Annotated in this window: 20 protein-coding genes; 11 read left to right on the forward strand and 9 right to left on the reverse strand. The window is 69.1% G+C overall.

Annotation, left to right across the window (positions count from 1 at the left end; genetic code table 11):
- Positions 1–57: 57 nt before the first annotated feature.
- The 3 genes from G6N35_RS12465 to G6N35_RS12475 are packed head-to-tail and all read left to right on the forward strand — an operon-like array spanning position 58 to position 3,089.
- Positions 58–1,239, forward strand: coding sequence for a lytic transglycosylase domain-containing protein (locus G6N35_RS12465; RefSeq protein WP_163807644.1), 1,182 nt, complete (start codon positions 58–60; stop codon positions 1,237–1,239).
- 40 nt (positions 1,240–1,279) lie between these two features.
- A complete protein-coding gene (locus G6N35_RS12470) occupies positions 1,280–1,963 on the forward strand; it encodes a VC0807 family protein (protein ID WP_163804530.1) in 684 nt (227 codons plus the stop codon).
- Complete coding sequence (locus G6N35_RS12475; RefSeq protein ID WP_179967351.1) at positions 1,902–3,089, forward strand: Mrp/NBP35 family ATP-binding protein; 1,188 nt, start codon at positions 1,902–1,904, stop codon at positions 3,087–3,089. Before G6N35_RS12470 ends, G6N35_RS12475 begins: the two co-directional genes overlap by 62 nt.
- A gap of 55 nt (positions 3,090–3,144) precedes the next feature.
- On the opposite strand, the gene tatB is transcribed toward G6N35_RS12475, so the two are convergent.
- The 4 genes from tatB to sigE all read right to left on the reverse strand — a co-directional run bounded on the left by tatB (position 3,145) and on the right by sigE (position 6,441).
- The gene (gene tatB / locus G6N35_RS12480; RefSeq protein ID WP_163804532.1) at positions 3,145–3,552 is read right to left on the reverse strand and encodes a Sec-independent protein translocase protein TatB; all 408 of its coding nucleotides are present in this window, start codon (positions 3,550–3,552) and stop codon (positions 3,145–3,147) included.
- A 4-nt stretch (positions 3,553–3,556) separates the two neighbouring features.
- The gene (gene htrA / locus G6N35_RS12485) at positions 3,557–5,053 is read right to left on the reverse strand and encodes a serine protease HtrA (RefSeq protein ID WP_163804533.1); all 1,497 of its coding nucleotides are present in this window, start codon (positions 5,051–5,053) and stop codon (positions 3,557–3,559) included.
- Between the two features lie 79 nt (positions 5,054–5,132).
- Positions 5,133–5,537, reverse strand: coding sequence for an anti-sigma E factor RseA (gene rseA / locus G6N35_RS12490; protein WP_163804534.1), 405 nt, complete (start codon positions 5,535–5,537; stop codon positions 5,133–5,135).
- Positions 5,538–5,667: 130 nt separating this feature from the next.
- Positions 5,668–6,441: an RNA polymerase sigma factor SigE gene (sigE, locus tag G6N35_RS12495; RefSeq protein ID WP_163804535.1), complete on the reverse strand. Its 774-nt coding sequence runs from the start codon at positions 6,439–6,441 to the stop codon at positions 5,668–5,670.
- Positions 6,442–6,660: 219 nt separating this feature from the next.
- Here sigE and G6N35_RS12500 point away from each other — a divergent pair, with 219 nt between their 5' ends.
- The 7 genes from G6N35_RS12500 to G6N35_RS12530 all read left to right on the forward strand — a co-directional run bounded on the left by G6N35_RS12500 (position 6,661) and on the right by G6N35_RS12530 (position 13,596).
- On the forward strand, positions 6,661–7,326 hold the full coding sequence (locus tag G6N35_RS12500) for an O-methyltransferase (protein ID WP_163804536.1): 666 nt from the start codon (positions 6,661–6,663) through the stop codon (positions 7,324–7,326).
- Positions 7,327–7,445: 119 nt separating this feature from the next.
- Complete coding sequence (locus G6N35_RS12505; protein WP_163804537.1) at positions 7,446–8,120, forward strand: TetR/AcrR family transcriptional regulator; 675 nt, start codon at positions 7,446–7,448, stop codon at positions 8,118–8,120.
- The gene (locus G6N35_RS12510) at positions 8,089–9,009 is read left to right on the forward strand and encodes an ABC transporter ATP-binding protein (RefSeq protein ID WP_163804538.1); all 921 of its coding nucleotides are present in this window, start codon (positions 8,089–8,091) and stop codon (positions 9,007–9,009) included. The genes G6N35_RS12505 and G6N35_RS12510 overlap by 32 nt, the downstream gene beginning before the upstream one ends.
- The gene (locus tag G6N35_RS12515) at positions 9,006–10,622 is read left to right on the forward strand and encodes an ABC transporter permease (protein ID WP_163804539.1); all 1,617 of its coding nucleotides are present in this window, start codon (positions 9,006–9,008) and stop codon (positions 10,620–10,622) included. The genes G6N35_RS12510 and G6N35_RS12515 overlap by 4 nt, the downstream gene beginning before the upstream one ends.
- Before the next feature lie 2 nt (positions 10,623–10,624).
- Entirely contained in the window at positions 10,625–11,299 is a 675-nt protein-coding gene (locus G6N35_RS12520; RefSeq protein WP_163804540.1) for a methyltransferase family protein, read from the forward strand.
- 73 nt (positions 11,300–11,372) lie between these two features.
- A complete protein-coding gene (locus G6N35_RS12525) occupies positions 11,373–13,001 on the forward strand; it encodes a CocE/NonD family hydrolase (RefSeq protein ID WP_163807645.1) in 1,629 nt (542 codons plus the stop codon).
- Between the two features lie 10 nt (positions 13,002–13,011).
- Positions 13,012–13,596 (forward strand): DUF4126 domain-containing protein, encoded by a 585-nt coding sequence (locus tag G6N35_RS12530; protein ID WP_163804541.1) that lies wholly within the window; start codon positions 13,012–13,014, stop codon positions 13,594–13,596.
- Positions 13,597–13,602: 6 nt separating this feature from the next.
- Here the strand turns inward: G6N35_RS12530 and G6N35_RS12535 are convergent, their stop codons facing one another.
- Complete coding sequence (locus G6N35_RS12535; protein ID WP_163804542.1) at positions 13,603–14,520, reverse strand: DUF732 domain-containing protein; 918 nt, start codon at positions 14,518–14,520, stop codon at positions 13,603–13,605.
- Between the two features lie 13 nt (positions 14,521–14,533).
- The gene (gene glgC / locus G6N35_RS12540) at positions 14,534–15,748 is read right to left on the reverse strand and encodes a glucose-1-phosphate adenylyltransferase (RefSeq protein WP_163804543.1); all 1,215 of its coding nucleotides are present in this window, start codon (positions 15,746–15,748) and stop codon (positions 14,534–14,536) included.
- A 149-nt stretch (positions 15,749–15,897) separates the two neighbouring features.
- Here glgC and glgA point away from each other — a divergent pair, with 149 nt between their 5' ends.
- Positions 15,898–17,061, forward strand: coding sequence for a glycogen synthase (gene glgA, locus G6N35_RS12545; protein ID WP_163804544.1), 1,164 nt, complete (start codon positions 15,898–15,900; stop codon positions 17,059–17,061).
- A 48-nt stretch (positions 17,062–17,109) separates the two neighbouring features.
- Here the strand turns inward: glgA and G6N35_RS12550 are convergent, their stop codons facing one another.
- The 3 genes from G6N35_RS12550 to G6N35_RS12560 all read right to left on the reverse strand — a co-directional run bounded on the left by G6N35_RS12550 (position 17,110) and on the right by G6N35_RS12560 (position 18,364).
- Positions 17,110–17,277 carry a DUF3117 domain-containing protein gene (locus G6N35_RS12550; protein ID WP_003931055.1) on the reverse strand — a complete coding sequence of 56 codons (168 nt, stop codon included), beginning with the start codon at positions 17,275–17,277 and terminating at the stop codon, positions 17,110–17,112.
- A gap of 161 nt (positions 17,278–17,438) precedes the next feature.
- Entirely contained in the window at positions 17,439–18,023 is a 585-nt protein-coding gene (locus G6N35_RS12555) for a DNA-3-methyladenine glycosylase I (protein ID WP_163804545.1), read from the reverse strand.
- A complete protein-coding gene (locus tag G6N35_RS12560) occupies positions 18,020–18,364 on the reverse strand; it encodes a DivIVA domain-containing protein (RefSeq protein ID WP_163804546.1) in 345 nt (114 codons plus the stop codon). Before G6N35_RS12560 ends, G6N35_RS12555 begins: the two co-directional genes overlap by 4 nt.
- Positions 18,365–18,420: the final 56 nt, after the last annotated feature.

The following is an 18,420-nucleotide window of genomic DNA, read 5'->3' on the forward strand; positions in this document are numbered from 1 at the left end:
GTGGGCATAGGTAACCGCGTGGGCAGGGTGGTGCGGACCCCTGCTTTCGGTATCGCGATGCTCACACCGATCGTCCTGGCCGGCGCCGTCGCCGCCGCCCCCGGGCGCCAGAGCGCGCCGGTGTACGGCGCGGATGTGACCCCACTGGCCGCCGTGTCACCCTCACCGCAGGACACCTCCGGCGTCACCGTCGTCGCGCTGACCAAAGCGCCCACCAACTTCCGGGTTGCCGAGGCCACCGTCTCGGCGCCGCCGCCGGCGATCGTGGTCAATTCCCCTGGCGCCATGCGCATTCCGGCGGTCGCGCTGGCCGCCTACCGCAACGCCGAGTCGATCATGGCCAAGGCCGCCCCGGGCTGCGGGATCAGCTGGAACCTGCTGGCCGGGATCGGCCGCATCGAGTCCGGCCATGCCAACGGCGGCGCCACCGATGCCCACGGTACGGCCGTCACCCCGATCTACGGACCCGCGCTGGACGGCACGCTGCCCGGCAACGAGGTGATCGTGCAGACCGTGCAGGCCGGCCACGCCGAGTACGCCCGGGCGATGGGGCCGATGCAGTTCCTGCCCGGCACCTGGTCGCGCTACGCCTCCGACGGCGACGGCGACGGCAAAGCCGACCCGCAGAACATCTACGACGCGGCGCTGGCTGCGGCTCGCTACCTGTGCAGCGGCGGGCTGAACCTGCGCAACCAGTCGCAGGTTCTCACCGCGATCCTGCGGTACAACAACTCGATGGCCTACGCCCAGAACGTCATGGGCTGGGCCGGTGCGTACGCCACCGGTGTCGAACCGGTGGCGCTGCCGCCGATCACCGGGCCGGTCCCCGCGCTGGCCGACGCACACCTGGAGAACCCCGAGGGCCTGGGCCCCGGCATGCCGCTGAACGCGATCGGCCTGCCGTCGACCGATCCGCTGTCGCAGATGCCGATGACCTTCGGCAACACCGAGACCGCGGGCCAGCTGTCCACCGGTCCGCTACCCGGACCGGCAGGCATGCTGCCGCAGCAGCCGTGCCAGGTGATCTGCATGGGTTCACAGCTGGCCCCCCAGGCACCGGAGGCCAACCCGGAGACTCCTGCCGATACCCCGCAGCCCTGGCAGCCGCCGTGGCTGCTCCCGGCGCAGGCGCCCGCACCGGCAGCTGAGCCGGCTCCAGCATCCGCGCCTGCCGCGCCTGCCGCGCCTGCCGCGCCGCTTCCGCCGGCCCGAGGCGCCCTGCCCGGACCGGCCAGCTAGCACAGGATCCCGACAGCCGGCATCGGTAGCGTCAGCCGATGTGACCGATGGCGACGCGACCGATGCTGACCAGCCACAGCGGCCGTCCATGCGCCCTCTGTTCCAGACCATCCTGGTCGATGTGGCGCCGCCACTGGCCGCCTACTACGGCCTGCGCGCGGCGGGGGCGTCCGAATACGTCGCGCTGCTGACGGCGACCGTCGTGTCGGGACTTCGGGTGATCTATGGCGTGGTGCGAGCCCGACGCCTGGACCCGTTCGCCGCTTACCTGCTGCTGACATTCGGGTTGAGCCTCGTCGTCGCACTGGTCACCACCGATCCCCGATTGATTCTGGTCGGCAACACCCTGGTCAACGGGATCGGCGGCCTGATCTTCCTGGGCAGCTGTGTCGTGGGCACACCGCTGACCCAGGTCGTCTCGGACCGATTCCGGACCGCCGGCGACCCGGGCACCGCGGCGGCCGACCGGCGCAGGCGGATCCATGTCCAGCTGTCGGCGATGTGGGGCATCGGACTTCTCGCCGAAGTAGGTATCCGGCTGGCCGTGATCGCCAGGTTGTCCGTTGACGCCGCCAACGGCGTCAACTCGGTGATCACCTCCGCGGTGATGGGTCTGCTGGTGTTGGCGACGATCCTGGTCGCGCGGCGCACTCGACAACCCGATGCGAAGCGGGCCGACGGCTGCCAGCCGCCTAGACTCGGCGCTGATGTCCGAGAACACTGAGCTGCAATCCCAGGTCCGCGCCGCACTGGGCAAAGTCATCGACCCCGAGCTGCGCAAGCCGATCACCGAGCTCAACATGGTCAAGAGCGTCGCGGTCGCCGGCGACGGCGCTGTCCACGTCGAGATCTACCTGACCACCTCGGCCTGCCCGAAGAAGACCGAGATCACCGAGACCGTCACCCGGGCCGTCGCCGATGTGCCCGGCACCGGCGCCGTCACCGTCACCCTCGACGTGATGAACGACGACCAACGCACCGAACTGCGCAAGATGCTGCGCGGTGATGCCGCCGAGCCGGTGATCCCGTTCGCCCAGCCGGGGTCGCTGACCCGCGTCTATGCGGTGGCCTCCGGCAAGGGCGGGGTGGGCAAGTCGAGCGTGACGGTGAACCTGGCGGCGGCGCTGGCCGCCCGCGGCCTGTCGGTCGGACTGCTCGACGCCGACATCTACGGCCACTCCGTGCCGCGCATGATGGGCACCGACGACCGGCCCACCCAGGTCGAGTCGATGATCGTTCCGCCGATCGCCCACGACGTGAAGGTCATCTCCATCGCCCAGTTCACGCAGGGCAACGCGCCAGTGGTGTGGCGGGGGCCGATGTTGCACCGGGCGCTGCAGCAGTTCCTGGCCGACGTGTACTGGGGCGACCTGGATGTGCTGCTGCTGGACCTGCCGCCGGGCACCGGCGACGTGGCCATCTCGGTGGCCCAGCTGATTCCGGGCGCGGAGATCATCGTCGTGACGACCCCGCAGCTGGCCGCCGCCGAGGTGGCCGAGCGGGCCGGGGCGATCGCCCTGCAGACCCGTCAGCGCATCGTCGGCGTGGTGGAGAACATGTCCGGGCTGCTGCTGCCCGACGGCACCACGATGCAGATCTTCGGGGAGGGTGGCGGCCGTCAGGTCGCCGAACGGCTGTCCCGTGCGGTCGGCGCGGATGTGCCTCTGCTGGGCCAGGTTCCGCTGGACCCGGCTCTGGTCGCCGCGGGCGATTCCGGTGTGCCGCTGGTGCTCTCGGCGCCGGACTCGGCAGCCGGCACGCAGCTGCGCGGTATCGCGGACAAGCTGTCCGAACGCCGCCGCGGGCTGGCCGGGATGTCGCTGGGTCTGGACACCACCCGCCACCTCTGAGTTGTGATTTCGGCGCGTTTGCCGTCGCCGAGCGACGATTCGCGCGCCGAAATCGCTAGGTGGCGTCGGCGTCGTAGGGCGCGGGGGTGCCCGGAGGCAGGGGCTCGGGCGGTGGCGGCGGGGTGACCGCTGACGGCGGCGGCGCGCTGTGCGGCTTCTCCTCCGGCGACGCGAACGCCTCGGAGAGCCAGGAATCGTCGCCGTCGAGCAGGTGCTTGGTCAACGCCGCCCGGGGCGTCATCCCACGCAGCTTCTGCAGCTCGGACAGCGGCTGACGCAGATCGTCGAACTCGGGGCCGAGGTCGTCGCGCAGCTGGGTGGTGGCACCGCTGATGTAGTCGCGGGCCTGCTTCAGCGTGTTCGACGTCCACCGGATGGCGCCGGGCAGCCGCTCGGGGCCCAGGACGACGAGTCCGACGACCACGAGCACGAGCATCTCGCCCCACCCGACATTGGCGAACATGGCGTCAGTTGTCCGGTGCGGGGTTCACCGTCAGCACGACCTTGCGGCCGTCCCGCATGACCTCGATGGGGGCGTCCTGACCGATCTTGAGCTGACGCACCGCGACCACGAATTCGTCGGCGTCGGCGACCTTGCGATCGCCGACCTTGACCACCACGTCGTTCTCCAGGATGCCGGCCTTCTCGGCGGGGCCACCGGCCTTGACGTTGGCCACCTGCGCACCCTGGGCGAGGTCGTTGCTCACCGAGCGCGCCGACAGGCCCAGCGTCGGGTGCGAGATCTTGCCGTCCTTGATCAGCGTCTCGACGGTCTGCTTGACCTCGTTGACCGGGATCGCGAAGCCGAGGCCACTTGCGCTGTCCGACAACGACTTTCCAGCCGTGTTGATGCCGATCACCTCGGAGTTCATATTGATCAGCGGGCCACCGGAGTTGCCGTGGTTGATCGAGGCGTCGGTCTGGATGGCGTCGATGACGGTGTCGGTGTCCGAACCCTCACCGGAGAGCGGCACCGGCCGGTGCAGGGCACTGATGATGCCCGAGGTGACGGTGCTGCGCAGGCCCAGCGGGGCACCGGCGGCGATCACCTCGTCACCGACATGGACCTTGTCGGAGTCGCCGAACTTGGCGACGGTGAGGTTGTCGACGTTGTCGACCTTGAGGACGGCGAGGTCGGTCTTGGGGTCGCGGCCGACGAGGTTGGCCGGCACCACCTTGCCGTCGTTGAACACCACGGTCGTCTTGAACTTGCTGGGGTTCTGGGCGGCATCGGAGATGACGTGGTTGTTGGTGACGATGTAACCGCGGCCGTCGACTACCACGCCCGAGCCCTGCGCGCCCTCGTCGTCACTGACCGACTCGATGGTGACCACCGAATCGGCCACCGAGGCGGCCACCTTGGCGAAACGCCCGGCAGGCACCTCACTGTTGCTGTCGGTGGACAGCGTCACCTTGGAGGTGGTGAACGCCTCGACGACCTCGGCCGTCTTGCGGCCCACCCAGCCGCCGACCAAGCCGATCAACAGCGCGGTGATGCCGAGGATGGCCAGCGCGACGTAGGAGACCTTGCCGCCGAAGAGCACATCGCGCACGCCGAGCTTGCCAGTCGGCCCGGATGCGGCCACCGCAACGGGCCGGTCGACGGCGGGAGCGCCCAGCGCGGCCGGGGCCGCCGGGTCGCGCCACGGATCGTCGGGCTCCTCGGGTCCCTCGGTGTCAGCGTCCAGGGCACCGGCGTCAGCCGGATGACGCTGCAGCGACTCACCGCCGGGGAACGGCCGGGAGAACGCCTCCTGCAACACCGGGTCGGCAGGCTTGTTCGTCGGCGTGAAATCGACCTCGCCGCGGTATTTGGCGGGACGCAGTTCCTCGGCAACGAAGGAGCCGTCGACGCCCTTGGGGCGGCCGAAGGTGCTGGTGGCTTGCGGGTCGACCGGGGGACGCGAGATCGGGCGCGGAGCCAGGCGGGGGCTGCTGCCGGAACTGTCCTGATTGGGGCTCACGTTCAACCTCTATCCAGGCGCTCAGAAACGAACGCGCGCTACGGGACCGAGCACGTCGCTGCTCGCTGTCACATCCACCCTACCGGCGCTTACGACGACCGCGGGGCGTGCCGTCAGCTAACTGCTCGGCGAGTCCCGCGGTCGGGGCTGCCTGTTCTTCGGGGGCGGAGTGCGGAATCTGCGACAGCAGACCCAACAAACTGCTCGGCATGCTGATCGGGCAGGAATCCCGCAACGCTTCGCGGGCCTGGCTCTGGCCGTCGACCTCGGCAGCGCACTGCGGACACAGCGACAGATGGTGCGCGGCGCGCAGATAGGACTTCATCCGCAGTTCGCCGTCGACATAGGCCGCGATCGCCTCCGTCGACAAGTGCTCGGTGGAGCCGAACTGACGCGGCGCACCGACCGGCGCATCGCTCTGCGAGGCGAATTGGGCGGGAAGCCAGGAGAAGGCCCGACGGAACACATGTCCGGGGTCGACCATCACCTGCTCCTCTCCCTTGGTCGCATCGAAGTTCTGCGGCGCTAGGTCGAATGTAGCGCGCGAACCTGCGCAGGACATGGCAAGACCGACACGTGGGCCAATAGCCGGCTCGATCCGGGCCCGGTGGGGGTCAGGCCGATTCGGCGGAGAAGTCGCTCAGGCTGCGCTGGCCGGAGTGCGTGGCCAGGTAGTCGCGCAGCGCCTGGCGGCCCCGGTGGATACGGCTGCGCACGGTGCCCAGCTTCACCCCGAGGGTGGCGCCGATCTCCTCGTAGGACAGACCTTCGATATCGCACAGCACCACCGCGGCGCGGAATTCCGGCGGCAGCGAGTCCAGCGCATTCTGCAGGTCAGGCCCCAGTCGGGAGTCGTGGTAGATCTGCTCGGGGTTCGGCTCGTCGGCCGGCACCCGGTCGTAGTCCTCGGGCAGCGCCTCCATCCGGATGCGGCCGCGACGGCGAACCATGTCGAGGAACAGGTTGGTGGTGATGCGGTGCAGCCAGCCCTCGAAGGTGCCGGGCTGGTAGTTCTGGACCGAGCGGAACACCCGGATGAAGGTCTCCTGCGTCAGGTCCTCGGCATCCTGCTGATTGCCGGACAACCGGTAGGCCAGCCGGTACACCCGGTCGGCGTGCTGGCGCACCAACTCGTCCCAGGACGGCATTGCCGCCCGGTCGCCCGTTGCGTCGAACACCGCGGTGCCCTGCAAGTCATCGGACGGTTCAACCCACTCGGCGTCGCTGATCTGCTCCAGATGCGACATGCTCGTCGGGGCCGTCAGTGTGGTGGTCGTGGGGTCCTCCTGGTTGATCTGCATGAGCGGCTCGGCGCCGTCGAATGCATCAAGCGGCACAACACGAGCGCCTTCGGGCGTATTCCCCGACCAGCGTTCCCGGCGTTCCATGCCCGCTACCGTTCCCCATCGCGGTGTGGGGAGGATGTGAGCAAACTGAGCTAGCTATGAGAAATAGTTTCGTTACCTTTGGTGTGCTGGGCTGATGCCGCACCTGCGAGGTTCCTGTGACCCGGCCAGCATCAGCGTGTCGGAGACTCCCGCCACACCGTCGCCCCAGCCGGGCGCGCCTGCCCACGCACCGATCGAGTTGGCTCTACGCTGCTGAGAATGGCCACCACCGACGACGACTCAGGCCAGCGGGAGCCGAGCCGGGCCGAGCGGATCGTTGCGCACGCAGAGGGTTCGATCTCCGAGGACGCCATCATGGCGGCCGCCCGGGAGCGGGCCGTCGACGCGGGTGCGGGCGCCGTCACACCCGCGGTGGGCGCCCTGCTGTCCGTCCTGGCGCGACTGTCCGGCGGCAAAGCCGTCGTCGAGGTCGGTACCGGCGCCGGAGTCAGCGGGCTGTGGCTGCTGTCCGGGATGCGCGAGGACGGCGTGCTCACCACGATCGACATCGAGCCGGAGCATCAGCGCATCGCCAAGCAGGCGTTTTCCGAGGGCGGCATCGGCCCGTCGCGTACCCGGCTGATCGCCGGCCGCGCGCAGGAGGTGCTGACCAGGCTGGCCGACGAGTCCTATGACCTGGTGTTCATCGACGCCGCACCGAATGATCAGGCAGATTTCGTGGTCGAGGGCGTGCGGTTGCTGCGCTCCGGCGGTGTGATCGTGCTGCACCGGGCGGCCCTGGGCGGTCGCGCCGGCGACCCGGCGGCCAACGACTCCGAAGTCGCCGCGGTCCGCGAAGCCGCCCGGCTCATCGCCGAGGACGAGCGGCTCACCCCGGTGCTGGTGCCGCTGGGTGACGGCATCCTGGTCGCGGCCCGCGACTGACTTTCCGCCGATCGAGCGTGCATGAACTGCACGCTGCTGCGGCGTGTCCGTGTCCTGACGCGCATGCTCGCCGGGCTGAGTCTTGACCGTCGATTGAACGCGTGTTTAGCATGTTAAACATGCGTTCAGCGGACTTGACGACCGCCGCCCGGATCCGGGCTGCGGCCATCGAGCTGTTCGGGTCCCGCGGGTTCGGCGTCGGGGTCCGCGCGATCGCCGAGGCCGCCGGGGTGAGCCCCGGGCTGGTGATCCACCATTTCGGCTCCAAGGACGGGCTGCGCCAGGCCTGCGACGACTACATCGCCGAGGAGATCCGCAGCGAGAAGTCGCAGGCGATCCGCAGCACCGATGCCGCCAGCTGGCTGGCCCAGGTGGCGGAGATCGAGTCCTACGCGCCGATGATGGCCTACCTGGTGCGCAGCATGCAGACCGGTGGCGAACTAGCAAAGCATCTGTGGCAGAGCATGATTCACAATGTCGAAAGCTATATGGACGACGGCGTCAAGGCCGGCACCGTGCGCCCGAGCCGGGACCCCGCAGCGCGCGCCAGGTACCTGGCACTGGCCGGCGGTGGCGCGTTCCTGCTCTACCTGCAGCTGCACGACAACCCCAGCGACATCCGCGCCGTTCTGCGCGACTACAGCGCAGACATGATGGTACCCGCCCTCGAAGTGTTCACCGAGGGCCTACTCACCGACTCCACCATGCTGGAAACCTTTGCCGCCCTACAACATCCACCGGCGGACACCGAAGGAGAGCACCATGACGAGGACACCGGCGAGAGCCCGCTCTGACGCAGCTGCAGTCGAGATCTCGGGCTTGGTCAAGACATTCGGCCATACCCGGGCACTGGACGGCCTGGACCTGACCGTCCACCGCGGCTCGGTCGCGGGGTTCCTCGGCCCGAACGGGGCCGGCAAATCCACCACCATCCGGGTGCTGCTGGGCCTGCTGCGCGCCGAGGGCGGCACGGTGCGACTAATGGGCCGCGACCCCTGGCGCGATGCCGTCGACCTGCACCGCCGCGTCGCCTACGTTCCCGGCGACGTGGCACTGTGGCCCAACCTCACCGGAGCCCAAGCCATCGACTTCCTGTGCGGTCTGCGCGGCGGAGCCGACCCGCGCCGCCGCGACGACCTGATCGACCGGTTCGAGCTGGACCCGCACAAGAAGGCCCGGACCTACTCCAAAGGCAACCGGCAGAAGGTGGCGCTGGTCGCCGCCTTCGCCACCGACGCCGACATCTACATCCTCGACGAGCCGACCTCGGGCCTGGACCCGTTGATGGAGAAGGCCTTTCAGCGCTGCGTCGACGACGTCGCACACCGCGGCGCGGCGGTCCTGCTGTCCAGCCACATCCTGGCCGAGGTCGAGAAGCTGTGTGACACGGTCACGATCATCCGCGCCGGGCGCACGGTGCAGTCCGGGCCGCTGGCCCAGCTTCGCCACCTGATGCGCACCACGGTCACCGCCCGCACCCGAAACGAGGCGGCCGAGGTGCGCGGCTGGCCGGGCGTGCACGACGCCGAGGTCCGCGACGGGCAGGTGCGCTTCTCGGTGGAACGCGAACAGCTGGAACCGACGATGACACGGCTGACCCGGCTGGGCATCGTCGACCTGACCGTGACGCCCGCCTCGCTGGAAGACCTCTTCCTGCGCGAATACCAGGGCGCGGGGCGATGACCCCGGCATCGACCGCGACCCGCCATCAGGCGGCACCGGCGGCGTCGGCGGTCACCGGGGTGGCGGCTCTGGCTCGCTTCGCCCTGCGCCGTGACCGGGTCCGGCTGTCGGTGTGGATCGCGGTGCTGACGCTGATGATGGTGTACGCCCCCAACGGCATCAAGCTCGCCTATCCCGACGAAGCACGCCGGCAGGCCCGGGTGAACCTGCTCAAGACGCCCGCCGGAATCATGCTCGGCGGCCCCATGTTCGGCGGTGACGAGACCGACTTGGGCGTCATGATGGCCAACGAGTTGATGCTCACCCTGATCGTGGCGGCCTCGATCCTGGCCATCCTCACCGTCATCCGCCACACCCGCGCCGAGGAGGAAAGCGGTGCGGCCGAACTGATGCTGTCCTGCGGTGTCGGCCGCCACGCCCGCACCGCCGCAGCACTGATCGTGGTCGCGGCGGTCAACGCCACCCTGGCCGTGACGATGACCGCGGCCATGGCGGCAACAGGTTTCGCCGTCGTCGACACCGCCGCCATGTCCCTAGGGGTCACCGCGGTGGCGACGGTCTTCGGCGCGGTGTCCGCGGTCACCGCGCAGCTGTGGCGGCAGGCCAGGACCGCGACTGCGGCCGCGATGGCGGGCCTGGCCGTGGCGGTTCTGGTGCGCGGCACCGGTGATGTGATCGACCACTCCGGTAGCGCGCTGAGCTGGTTCTCCCCCATCGCATGGGCCCAGCAGATGCGAGCCTTCGTGGCGCTGCGGTGGTGGCCGCTCGCCCTGATCCTGCTCTTGGCAGCCGGATTGGTCTGTGTGGCAGTACTTCTGGAAGACAGTCGGCAGTACGACGAGGGCGTGCTGGCGTCCTCGGGTGAGCATCCCGGCGCACGCCCGGTCGGCGGGGTGTTCGGTCTTCAGATGGTGACCCATCGCGGCCTGACGATCGGCTGGTCGGTCGGATTGCTGCTCGCCGGTGCGGCTTTCGGGTCGATGACCAAGTCGCTGTTGGACGCCGCACGCGGCAACCCGTTGATCGCGCGGGTGTTGTCGGCGCAGGGCACCGACGGCGTCTATACGACGATGACACAGTTCCTGGCCGCGGCGACCACGGCGTATGTGGTGAGCGTGGTGGTCGGCCTGAGCCGCGACGAGGAGTCCGGGCTCGGCGAAGCCGTACTGGCGGGTGCGGTGTCGCGGTGGACGTGGCTGCTGTCCGCGGTCGGGGCCGCTGTCACGGGCGCCACGGTGCTGCTGGTCTGCGCAGGGTTAGGCAACGGGCTCGGCGCGGGGCTGACGCTGGGCGACCCACCCACCATCGTGCGCCTCACCCTGGCGGGGCTGGCATTCCTGCCCGCGATGGCGGTGGTCGCCGCGGTGGCCGCCCTCGGTGTGGCGTTGCGCCGGCCGGTGCTGGGCTGGCTGGCCGTTACGTTCGTGGTGGCGGCGCTCTACCTCGGGGCACTGCTCCGGTTGCCGCGCTGGCTGATCGAGTCCTCGCCGGTAGGCCGAACGCAGGCGCCGTCGTCGATCTCGGCGGTGGCTCTGGTGGTGATGGGGGCGATCGCGGTGGGTCTCACCGCGGTCGCGGGCTGGCTGTACCGCCGCCGGGACATAGGGGGTTGACGATGTCGAACGCACTGCGGGTGACGCTATCGTCGCTGGTGAGCCTTGCGGTGTTCGTGGCGCTGCTGTTCTGGCCGGCGGGCACCGTGGACTACTGGCAGGGCTGGACGTTCCTGGCGGTCTTCGCGGTCGCCTCGCTGGTGCCGATCCTGTTCCTGAACCGGATCGACCCCGCGGTGGTCGAACGGCGGATGCACGGCGGTCCCACCGCCGAACCACGGCTTGTCCAGAAGGTCGTGGTCATCGGCATCATCGGCTGTTTCGCCGGAATCCTGGTGCTATCGGGACTCGACCGGCGCTTCGGCTGGTCGCAGGTGCCCGCGTGGCTCGCGGTGCTCGGCGCCGTCATGGTGGCCGTCGGCCTCGGGATCGCGATGCTGGTGGTGTACCAGAACCGTTACGCCGCAGCCAATATCGTGGTGGAAGATCAGCAAAAGCTGGTGACCACCGGGCTCTACGGCATGGTGCGGCACCCGATGTACTCCGGCAGCGTGATCATGATCATCGGCATGCCACTGGCATTGGGCTCGTACTGGGCCCTGATCCCCGCGATCGTGTCCCTGCTGCTGCTGGTGATCCGCACCGTCGACGAGGAAACCATGCTGCGCCAGGAACTGCCCGGCTACTGCGACTACATGGCAGGCGTGCGCTACCGATTGATACCGCTGATCTGGTGAGCGGTCTAGGGTGAACGTCGTGACGCGGGCTCTGGACACACCGTGGCGGCGACCCGGCAGGGTGCGCTATGCGATGGCCCGGCTGCACAGCGCCCTGCGCCCACCCGTGACCGTCACCGACCCACCGGCCGACATCGTCGTCGACCGCGATGTCGCGGTACCGACCCGCGACGGAACGGTCCTGCGGGCCAACATCTTCCGACCTCCCGGCGACAAACCCCGACCCGTCCTGCTGTGCGCACACCCCTATGGCAAGGACGACCTGCCTATCCGCAAACACCGACGGTGGACATTCTCGCCGCAGTATCGGGCGCTGCGCCAACCGAGCCCGGTGAGCTTCTCGGCCTACACCTCCTGGGAGGCACCGGATCCGGCATGGTGGGTGGCCCAGGGATTCACCGTGGTCAACGCCGACCTGCGTGGCTGCGGCACCGCCGAGGGCACCGGGGCCCTGCTGTCCCGGCAGGAGGCCGAAGACACCTACGACATCGTGCAGTGGTGCGCCGCCCAACCGTGGAGCGACGGGCGGGTGACGATGTCGGGGGTGTCGTATCTGGCCATCAGCCAGTACGCCGTGGCCGCCCTGCGCCCGCCGGCCCTCAAGGCCATCATCCCGTGGGAGGGGTTCACCGACGTCTACCGCGATCTCGCGTTCCCCGGCGGCGTTCGGGAGAAGGGATTCATCCGGCTCTGGGCCGCCGGGATTCGGCGCACCACCCGGCAGAGTTACGACATCATCGCCAAGGGCGACCAGCATCCACTGCGCGACGAGTTCTGGCAGTCCCTGGTTCCCGATCTGTCGGCCATCACCGTCCCGATGCTGGTGTGCGGCAGCTTCTCCGACCACAACCTGCACAGCCGCGGCTCGATCCGCGCTTTCGAACAGACCAGCTCGCGGATCGCGCACCTCTACACCCACCGCGGCGGCAAGTGGGCCACCTATTACTCGGCAGCGGCGCGGGCAGCCCAGCTCGCGTTCCTGCGTACCGCACTCGACGGCGAAGGCACTGAAAGACCCTCCCGCACAGTGCGATTGGAAGTCCGCGAGGACCGCACCACCATCACATCGGTGCGCGAGGAACTGAGCTGGCCACTGGAGCGCACCGACTGGCGCCGCCTGTACCTGAGCGGGCCGGGCACACTGAGCACCGAGGCACCCGGCCAGCCGGGCAGCGTGGAGTTCGCCATCCGCTCCCGCGCAGCATCGTTCACCTGGACACTGCCGCAGGACACCGAGATCACCGGCCCGATGGCAGCCCGGCTGTGGGTGCAGGTGCGCGACGCCCCCGACGCCGACCTGTTCGTCGGCGTCGAGAAGTGGCGCAACGGTCGCCGCGTCGACTTCGAAGGCTCCTACGGCTACGGCCGGGACCGGGTCACCACCGGCTGGCAGCGGGTGTCGCTGCGGGCACTGGATCCCGAGCAGTCGCAGCCGTGGCGGCCGGTGCCGTCGTGCACCGAGCCGCAGCCCGTCGGGCCCGGCGAGATCGTCCCCGTCGACGTGGCTCTGGTGGACTCGGCGACCCAGTTCCGCGCCGGTGAACAGTTGCGGCTGGTGGTCGCCGGCCGCTGGCTGGCACCGCGCAACCCGCTGACCGGACAGTTTCCCGCCGCCTACCCCACCGCCAAGCGCGGACGCGTCATCCTGTTCTGGGGACCGTCCCACGACGCGCACCTGCTGGTGCCCGTCATCGCATCGTGAGGAGGCCGGTGTGGAGCTGATGACCGGATTCGGGCTGGCCAGCGCGGCCGGTCTGAACGCCTACATCCCGCTGCTGGCGATGGGCCTGCTCGGCCGGTTCACCAACCTGATCCACCTGCCGCACGGCTGGGCCTGGCTGGAGAACGGCTGGGTGATCGGGATCGTCGCGGTGCTGCTGCTCGTCGAGATCGTCGCCGACAAAGTCCCCGCGCTCGATTCGATCAACGACGCCGTGCAGACCTTCGTGCGGCCCACCTCGGGCGGCATCGTCTTCGGCTCCGGTACCGCCGCGCAAACCGCCGCCGTCACCGACCCCGGCGAGTTCGCCCGCACCGGGCAGTGGGTGCCGATCGCGATCGGTGTCGTCACCGCACTCGTCGTGCACCTGACCAAAACCGCGGTCCGCCCTGCCGCCAACGTCGCCACCGCCGGTGTGGCCGCGCCGGTGCTGAGCACCATCGAAGACGTCACCAGCGTCGGGCTGGTCTTTATCGCGATCCTGCTGCCTGCCCTGGTCCTGGTCCTCATGGTGGCGCTGGTGTGGGGCGCGGTATCGCTGCTGCGACGCCGGCGCCGGCGCAAGCGCGCCGCCTGACCGCGCTCACATGCCCAGGTGGATCTGCACGCCCTGGGCCCGCAACTGACCGAAGCTGTAGCTGAACTCGCCGCGCCTGCCCACCGACACGACATAGCGGTCCTGACCCTCGGTGATGGTGAAACTGAACGAGAACGTGCAGCTGGCGGTGGTGCCCTTGCCGGGCCCGAGTTGGGTGGTGGCCAGGATCTGCCCGGTGCCGTTCTTCACCGTCACCGCGGTGCTGGCACCCACGTCGGCGTAGCCGTTCGCCCCCGAACAATGCCCCCCGTCGGTGCTGATCGCGTCGGCGCCCATGCTGTCGGTGAGCACGAAAACACCCGGGACCGTGGCGGATTCGAGAATCCGGAAGCCCGTGTTGAACTGGGGGCAGAACGCGTCGACGGCGATCTTGTCGGCAGGCAGCCCCTGCTGCGGGCCGCCCTGCTCGAGCTGACGGCACACCGCCCGGCCGTGGGCGATCGCGTTGGCCTCGGAATTGAACTGGCTCATCAGGTCCGCACCCTTGAGCGCGTCGAGATAGCCGACCTCCGGGGCGGGCGGCGGGCGGTGACTTTCGCTCCACAGCACCCACTCGACGGCGCCGACCATCACCAGGATCAGCGTCGTCGCCCCGGTCGCCAGCCAGGTCGAGCGGATCCCGGACCGGCTGGTCGGTACCTCGACATAGCCCGGCAGCATCCGGCCGCCAACCGGATCGGTGCTCTCGGCCCGACCGTTGCGCACCCGGTTGGTGGGCCGCCCGGTGACGTAGTAGCGCCCTTCGAACCGCGCGGTCGGGTCCGGCCGCCACCCGGTGGGCGGCGCGGCGGGTGTCGCGGCACCGCAGCGCGCGCAGCTGCCGTCGCTATCCAGGGGCTCCTGACAGTACGGACAGGTGGCCGGTGCGGAACCGGCCGAACGGCGGCGGCCCCAGCGGAACATCGGCTCGCGGGATCTAAATCCAGACGCCCTTACCGACGGCGACCACGCCACCGGAACTGACGGCGAACCGCTCGCGGTCCTTCTCCAGATCGACCCCGACCATCTCGCCGGGCCCGACGACGACGTTCTTGTCCAGGATCGCCTTGCGGACCACCGCGCCACGACCCACCCGCACACCGGGCATCAGCACCGAACCCTCGACAATGGCGCCATCGTCGATCACCACGTTGCTCGACAGCACCGAATTGCGCACCGAGGCAGCCGAGATGATGCTGCCCGCTCCGACGACGGACTCCTGCGCGGAGCCACCGTTGACGAACTTGGCCGGGGCCAGGTTCTCCGACTCGCCGCGGATCGGCCAGCGCTTGTTGTACAGGTTGAACACCGGATGCACCGACACCAGATCCATGTGGGCGTCGTAGAACGCATCCAGCGTGCCGACGTCGCGCCAATAGCCGTGGTCGCGTTCGGTGGCGCCGGGCACCTCGTTGTTGTTGAAGTCGTAGACCGCGGCCATCCCGTCGGACACCAGCCGCGGGATGATGTCGCCGCCCATGTCGTGGTCGGAGTGGTCGTCGTCGGCGTCGGCGCGGATGGCGTCGATGAGGACCTTGGTGGTGAAGATGTAGTTGCCCATCGACACGAACGTCTGATCCGGGTCGTCGGGGGTGCCCGGCGGGTCGGCGGGCTTCTCGACGAAGTTCTTGATGCGGCCGGACTCGTCGGCGTCGATGCAGCCGAACGCGTGCGCCTCGGCGCGCGGCACCCGGATGCCGGCCACGGTCGCACCGGCACCGCTCTCGATGTGGAACTTCAACATCTGCTCGGGGTCCATCCGGTACACGTGGTCGGCACCGAAAACCACGATGTAGTCGGGGTCCTCGTCGTAGATGAGGTTCATCGACTGGTAGATCGCGTCGGCCGAGCCGGTGTACCAGCGCGGTCCGAGACGCTGCTGGGCGGGGACCGGGGTGATGTATTCACCGGCAAGACCGGACAGCCGCCAGTTCTGCGAGATGTGGCGGTCCAGCGAGTGCGACTTGTACTGGGTGAGCACACAGATGCGGAGATAGCGTGCATTGACCAGATTCGAGAGCACGAAGTCGATCAGGCGGTAGGCACCGCCGAAGGGAACCGCCGGCTTGGCTCGGTCGGCGGTCAGCGGGTACAGACGCTTGCCCTCCCCGCCGGCCAGGACGATGCCCAGCACATGTGGCAATTCCCTCATGATGTAAACCTAATGGCAGCTGCCGAAGTCGGCTAGGCCATCGGCACTATTGCGGGTTGGTGTCGCGCCCGAACGAGATTCCTCCTCGCGCTCAACCACGTTGAGGAACAAAGCTGCGTTCGGGGCCCGGGCCTACTACGGTCGGTGCCATGCGGGTGGCGATGATGACTCGGGAGTACCCACCCGAGGTTTACGGTGGCGCCGGTGTGCACGTGACGGAACTCGTCGCGCAGCTACGCCGGCTCTGCGAGGTCGACGTGCACTGCATGGGAGCGCCGCGGGCAGGTGCTTTCGTGCATCAGCCCGACCCCGCCCTCAAAGGTGCCAACCCGGCGCTGTCGACCTTGTCGGCCGACCTGGTGATGGCCAACGCCGCCGCGGGCGCCACCGTGGCGCATTCGCACACCTGGTACACCGGCATGGCGGGGCACATCGCCGCGCTGCTGCACGGCATCCCGCATGTGCTGACCGCACACTCACTGGAACCGCTGCGGCCGTGGAAGGCCGAGCAGCTCGGCGGGGGCTACCGGGTTTCACTCTGGGTGGAGCGAACCGCCGTGGAAGCCGCCGATGCGGTGATCGCGGTGAGTTCGGGAATGCGCGAGGACGTCCTGTCGGTGTATCCCGGCCTGGACCCCGCCCGGGTGCACGTGGTGAAGAACGGGATCGACACCGACGTCTGGTACCCGGCGCCGCCCGAACGTGGCGAGTCGGTGCTGGCCGAGCTCGGCGTCGACCCGACCCGGCCGATGGTGGCCTTCGTCGGGCGGATCACCCGGCAGAAGGGAGTGCCGCACTTGATCGCTGCGGCCCACCAATTCGATCCCGAAGTGCAGCTGGTGCTGTGCGCCGGGGCGCCCGACACCCCGGAGATCGCCGCCGAGGTCAGCGGCGCGGTGCAGGAGCTGGCCGCCGCGCGCAGCGGCGTGTTCTGGGTGCAGGAGTTCCTGCCGATCGGCAAGATTCGCGAGATTCTCTCGGCAGCAACAGCATTCGTATGCCCGTCGGTGTACGAGCCGCTGGGGATCGTGAACCTGGAGGCGATGGCCTGCGGGACGGCGGTAGTGGCCTCTGACGTCGGCGGCATCCCCGAGGTGGTCGACGACGGCGTGACCGGCACGCTGGTGCACTATGCCGCCGACGACGCGGCTGGCTTCGAGGAGCGGATCGCTCAGGCGGTCAACGACCTGGTCGGCGATCCGGAGCGGGCCAAGCGCTATGGACAGGCGGGGCGGCAGCGCTGTATCGCCGAATTCTCGTGGGCTCACATCGCCGAGCAGACGCTGGAGATCTACCGCACGGTGTCGACGTAGGCAGTATGAAACCCCGCGAGCGCACGCGGGGTTTCATGGACCAATCTGTTAGCTGGTGACGCCCTTGAGCTCGTCGCCGAGGGCTGCGGCTTCCTCAGGGGTGAGCTCGACGACGAGTCGGCCACCGCCCTCCAGTGGTACCCGCATCACGATGCCGCGCCCCTCCTTGGTTGCTTCCAGCGGACCGTCGCCAGTCCGGGGCTTCATCGCCGCCATCGAGTACTCCCTCCAGAGTCGAGCCGGCCCGTGAACACGGACCCGGATCGGTGCCAGACCACCCGGGCTTGCTGTGTCCTGGCACGGAACTGCCTGTTTTCACATCCCATTGTTCCTTATCCGAGCGGATGCGTGTGCCAGACCCGGGCCTGCGAGTGTGATCAGCGCCGCGTCGAGGCGGCCGCAGCCGGCACCCAGCAGGACTGGACGTGATCGTCGACCATGCCGGTGGCCTGCATCAACGCGTACGCGGTCGTGGGTCCGACGAACCGGAAACCCCGCTTTTTGAGGTCTTTGGCCAAGGCCTGGGACTCCGGTGACAGCCCGGGAACATCGGCCAGTGTCGCGGGGCGGGGGCGGGCCGGGGGTGCGTAGGACCACAGCAGATCGGACAGGTCAACGTCGAGTTCGGCAGCTGCGCGCGCATTGGAGATGGTGGCCTCGATCTTGGCGCGGTTGCGCACGATCCCGGCATCGGCCATCAGCCGGCTGACGTCCCGGTCGGAGTAGCGGGCCACGGTCGCGATGTCGAAGCCGTCGAACGCGGCCCGGAAATTGTCCCGCTTGCGCAGGATGATGAGCCACGACAGGCCGCTCTGGAACGCCTCGAGGCTCATCCGCTCGAACAGGGCGACGCTGCCGCGCAGCTCCCGGCCCCACTCCTGGTCGTGATAGTCGCGGTAGAGCTGGCTTTGCCCGCCGGCCCAGCCGCAGCGGATCCGGCCGTCGTCATCCGGTTCGCTCATACCGCGTCCTCCTCGGCGACGGCGTGATGGGTCACCGCGGGCTCGTCGAGGCCCGCGACAGCGCGCACCGCGGCCAGTTCGGCGCGCAGCTGGTCGAGCTCGGCGCCCAGGCGGTCGAGCACCCAGTCCACCTCACTGGTCTTATAGCCGCGCAGCACCTGGGTGAACTTGACGGCCTCGACATCAGTGGCGGTGACCCCGGAGGCGGGCAGCACGGTCGCGGTGGTGGCCGCCGGTAGCGGGGGCAGCTCCTCGCCCCGGCCGAAGACCAGGCTGGCCACCCCGAACAGGACGATGCCGATGAGGATCAGCACCACCAGGTACAGCAGGATCAACGTCACGACACCGATATTGCCCTAACCGGCCGACAGTTCCGCACCGAGATTGAACTCCCGCA

It is taken from the genome of Mycolicibacterium anyangense, assembly GCF_010731855.1.
GTDB lineage: Bacteria > Actinomycetota > Actinomycetes > Mycobacteriales > Mycobacteriaceae > Mycobacterium > Mycobacterium anyangense.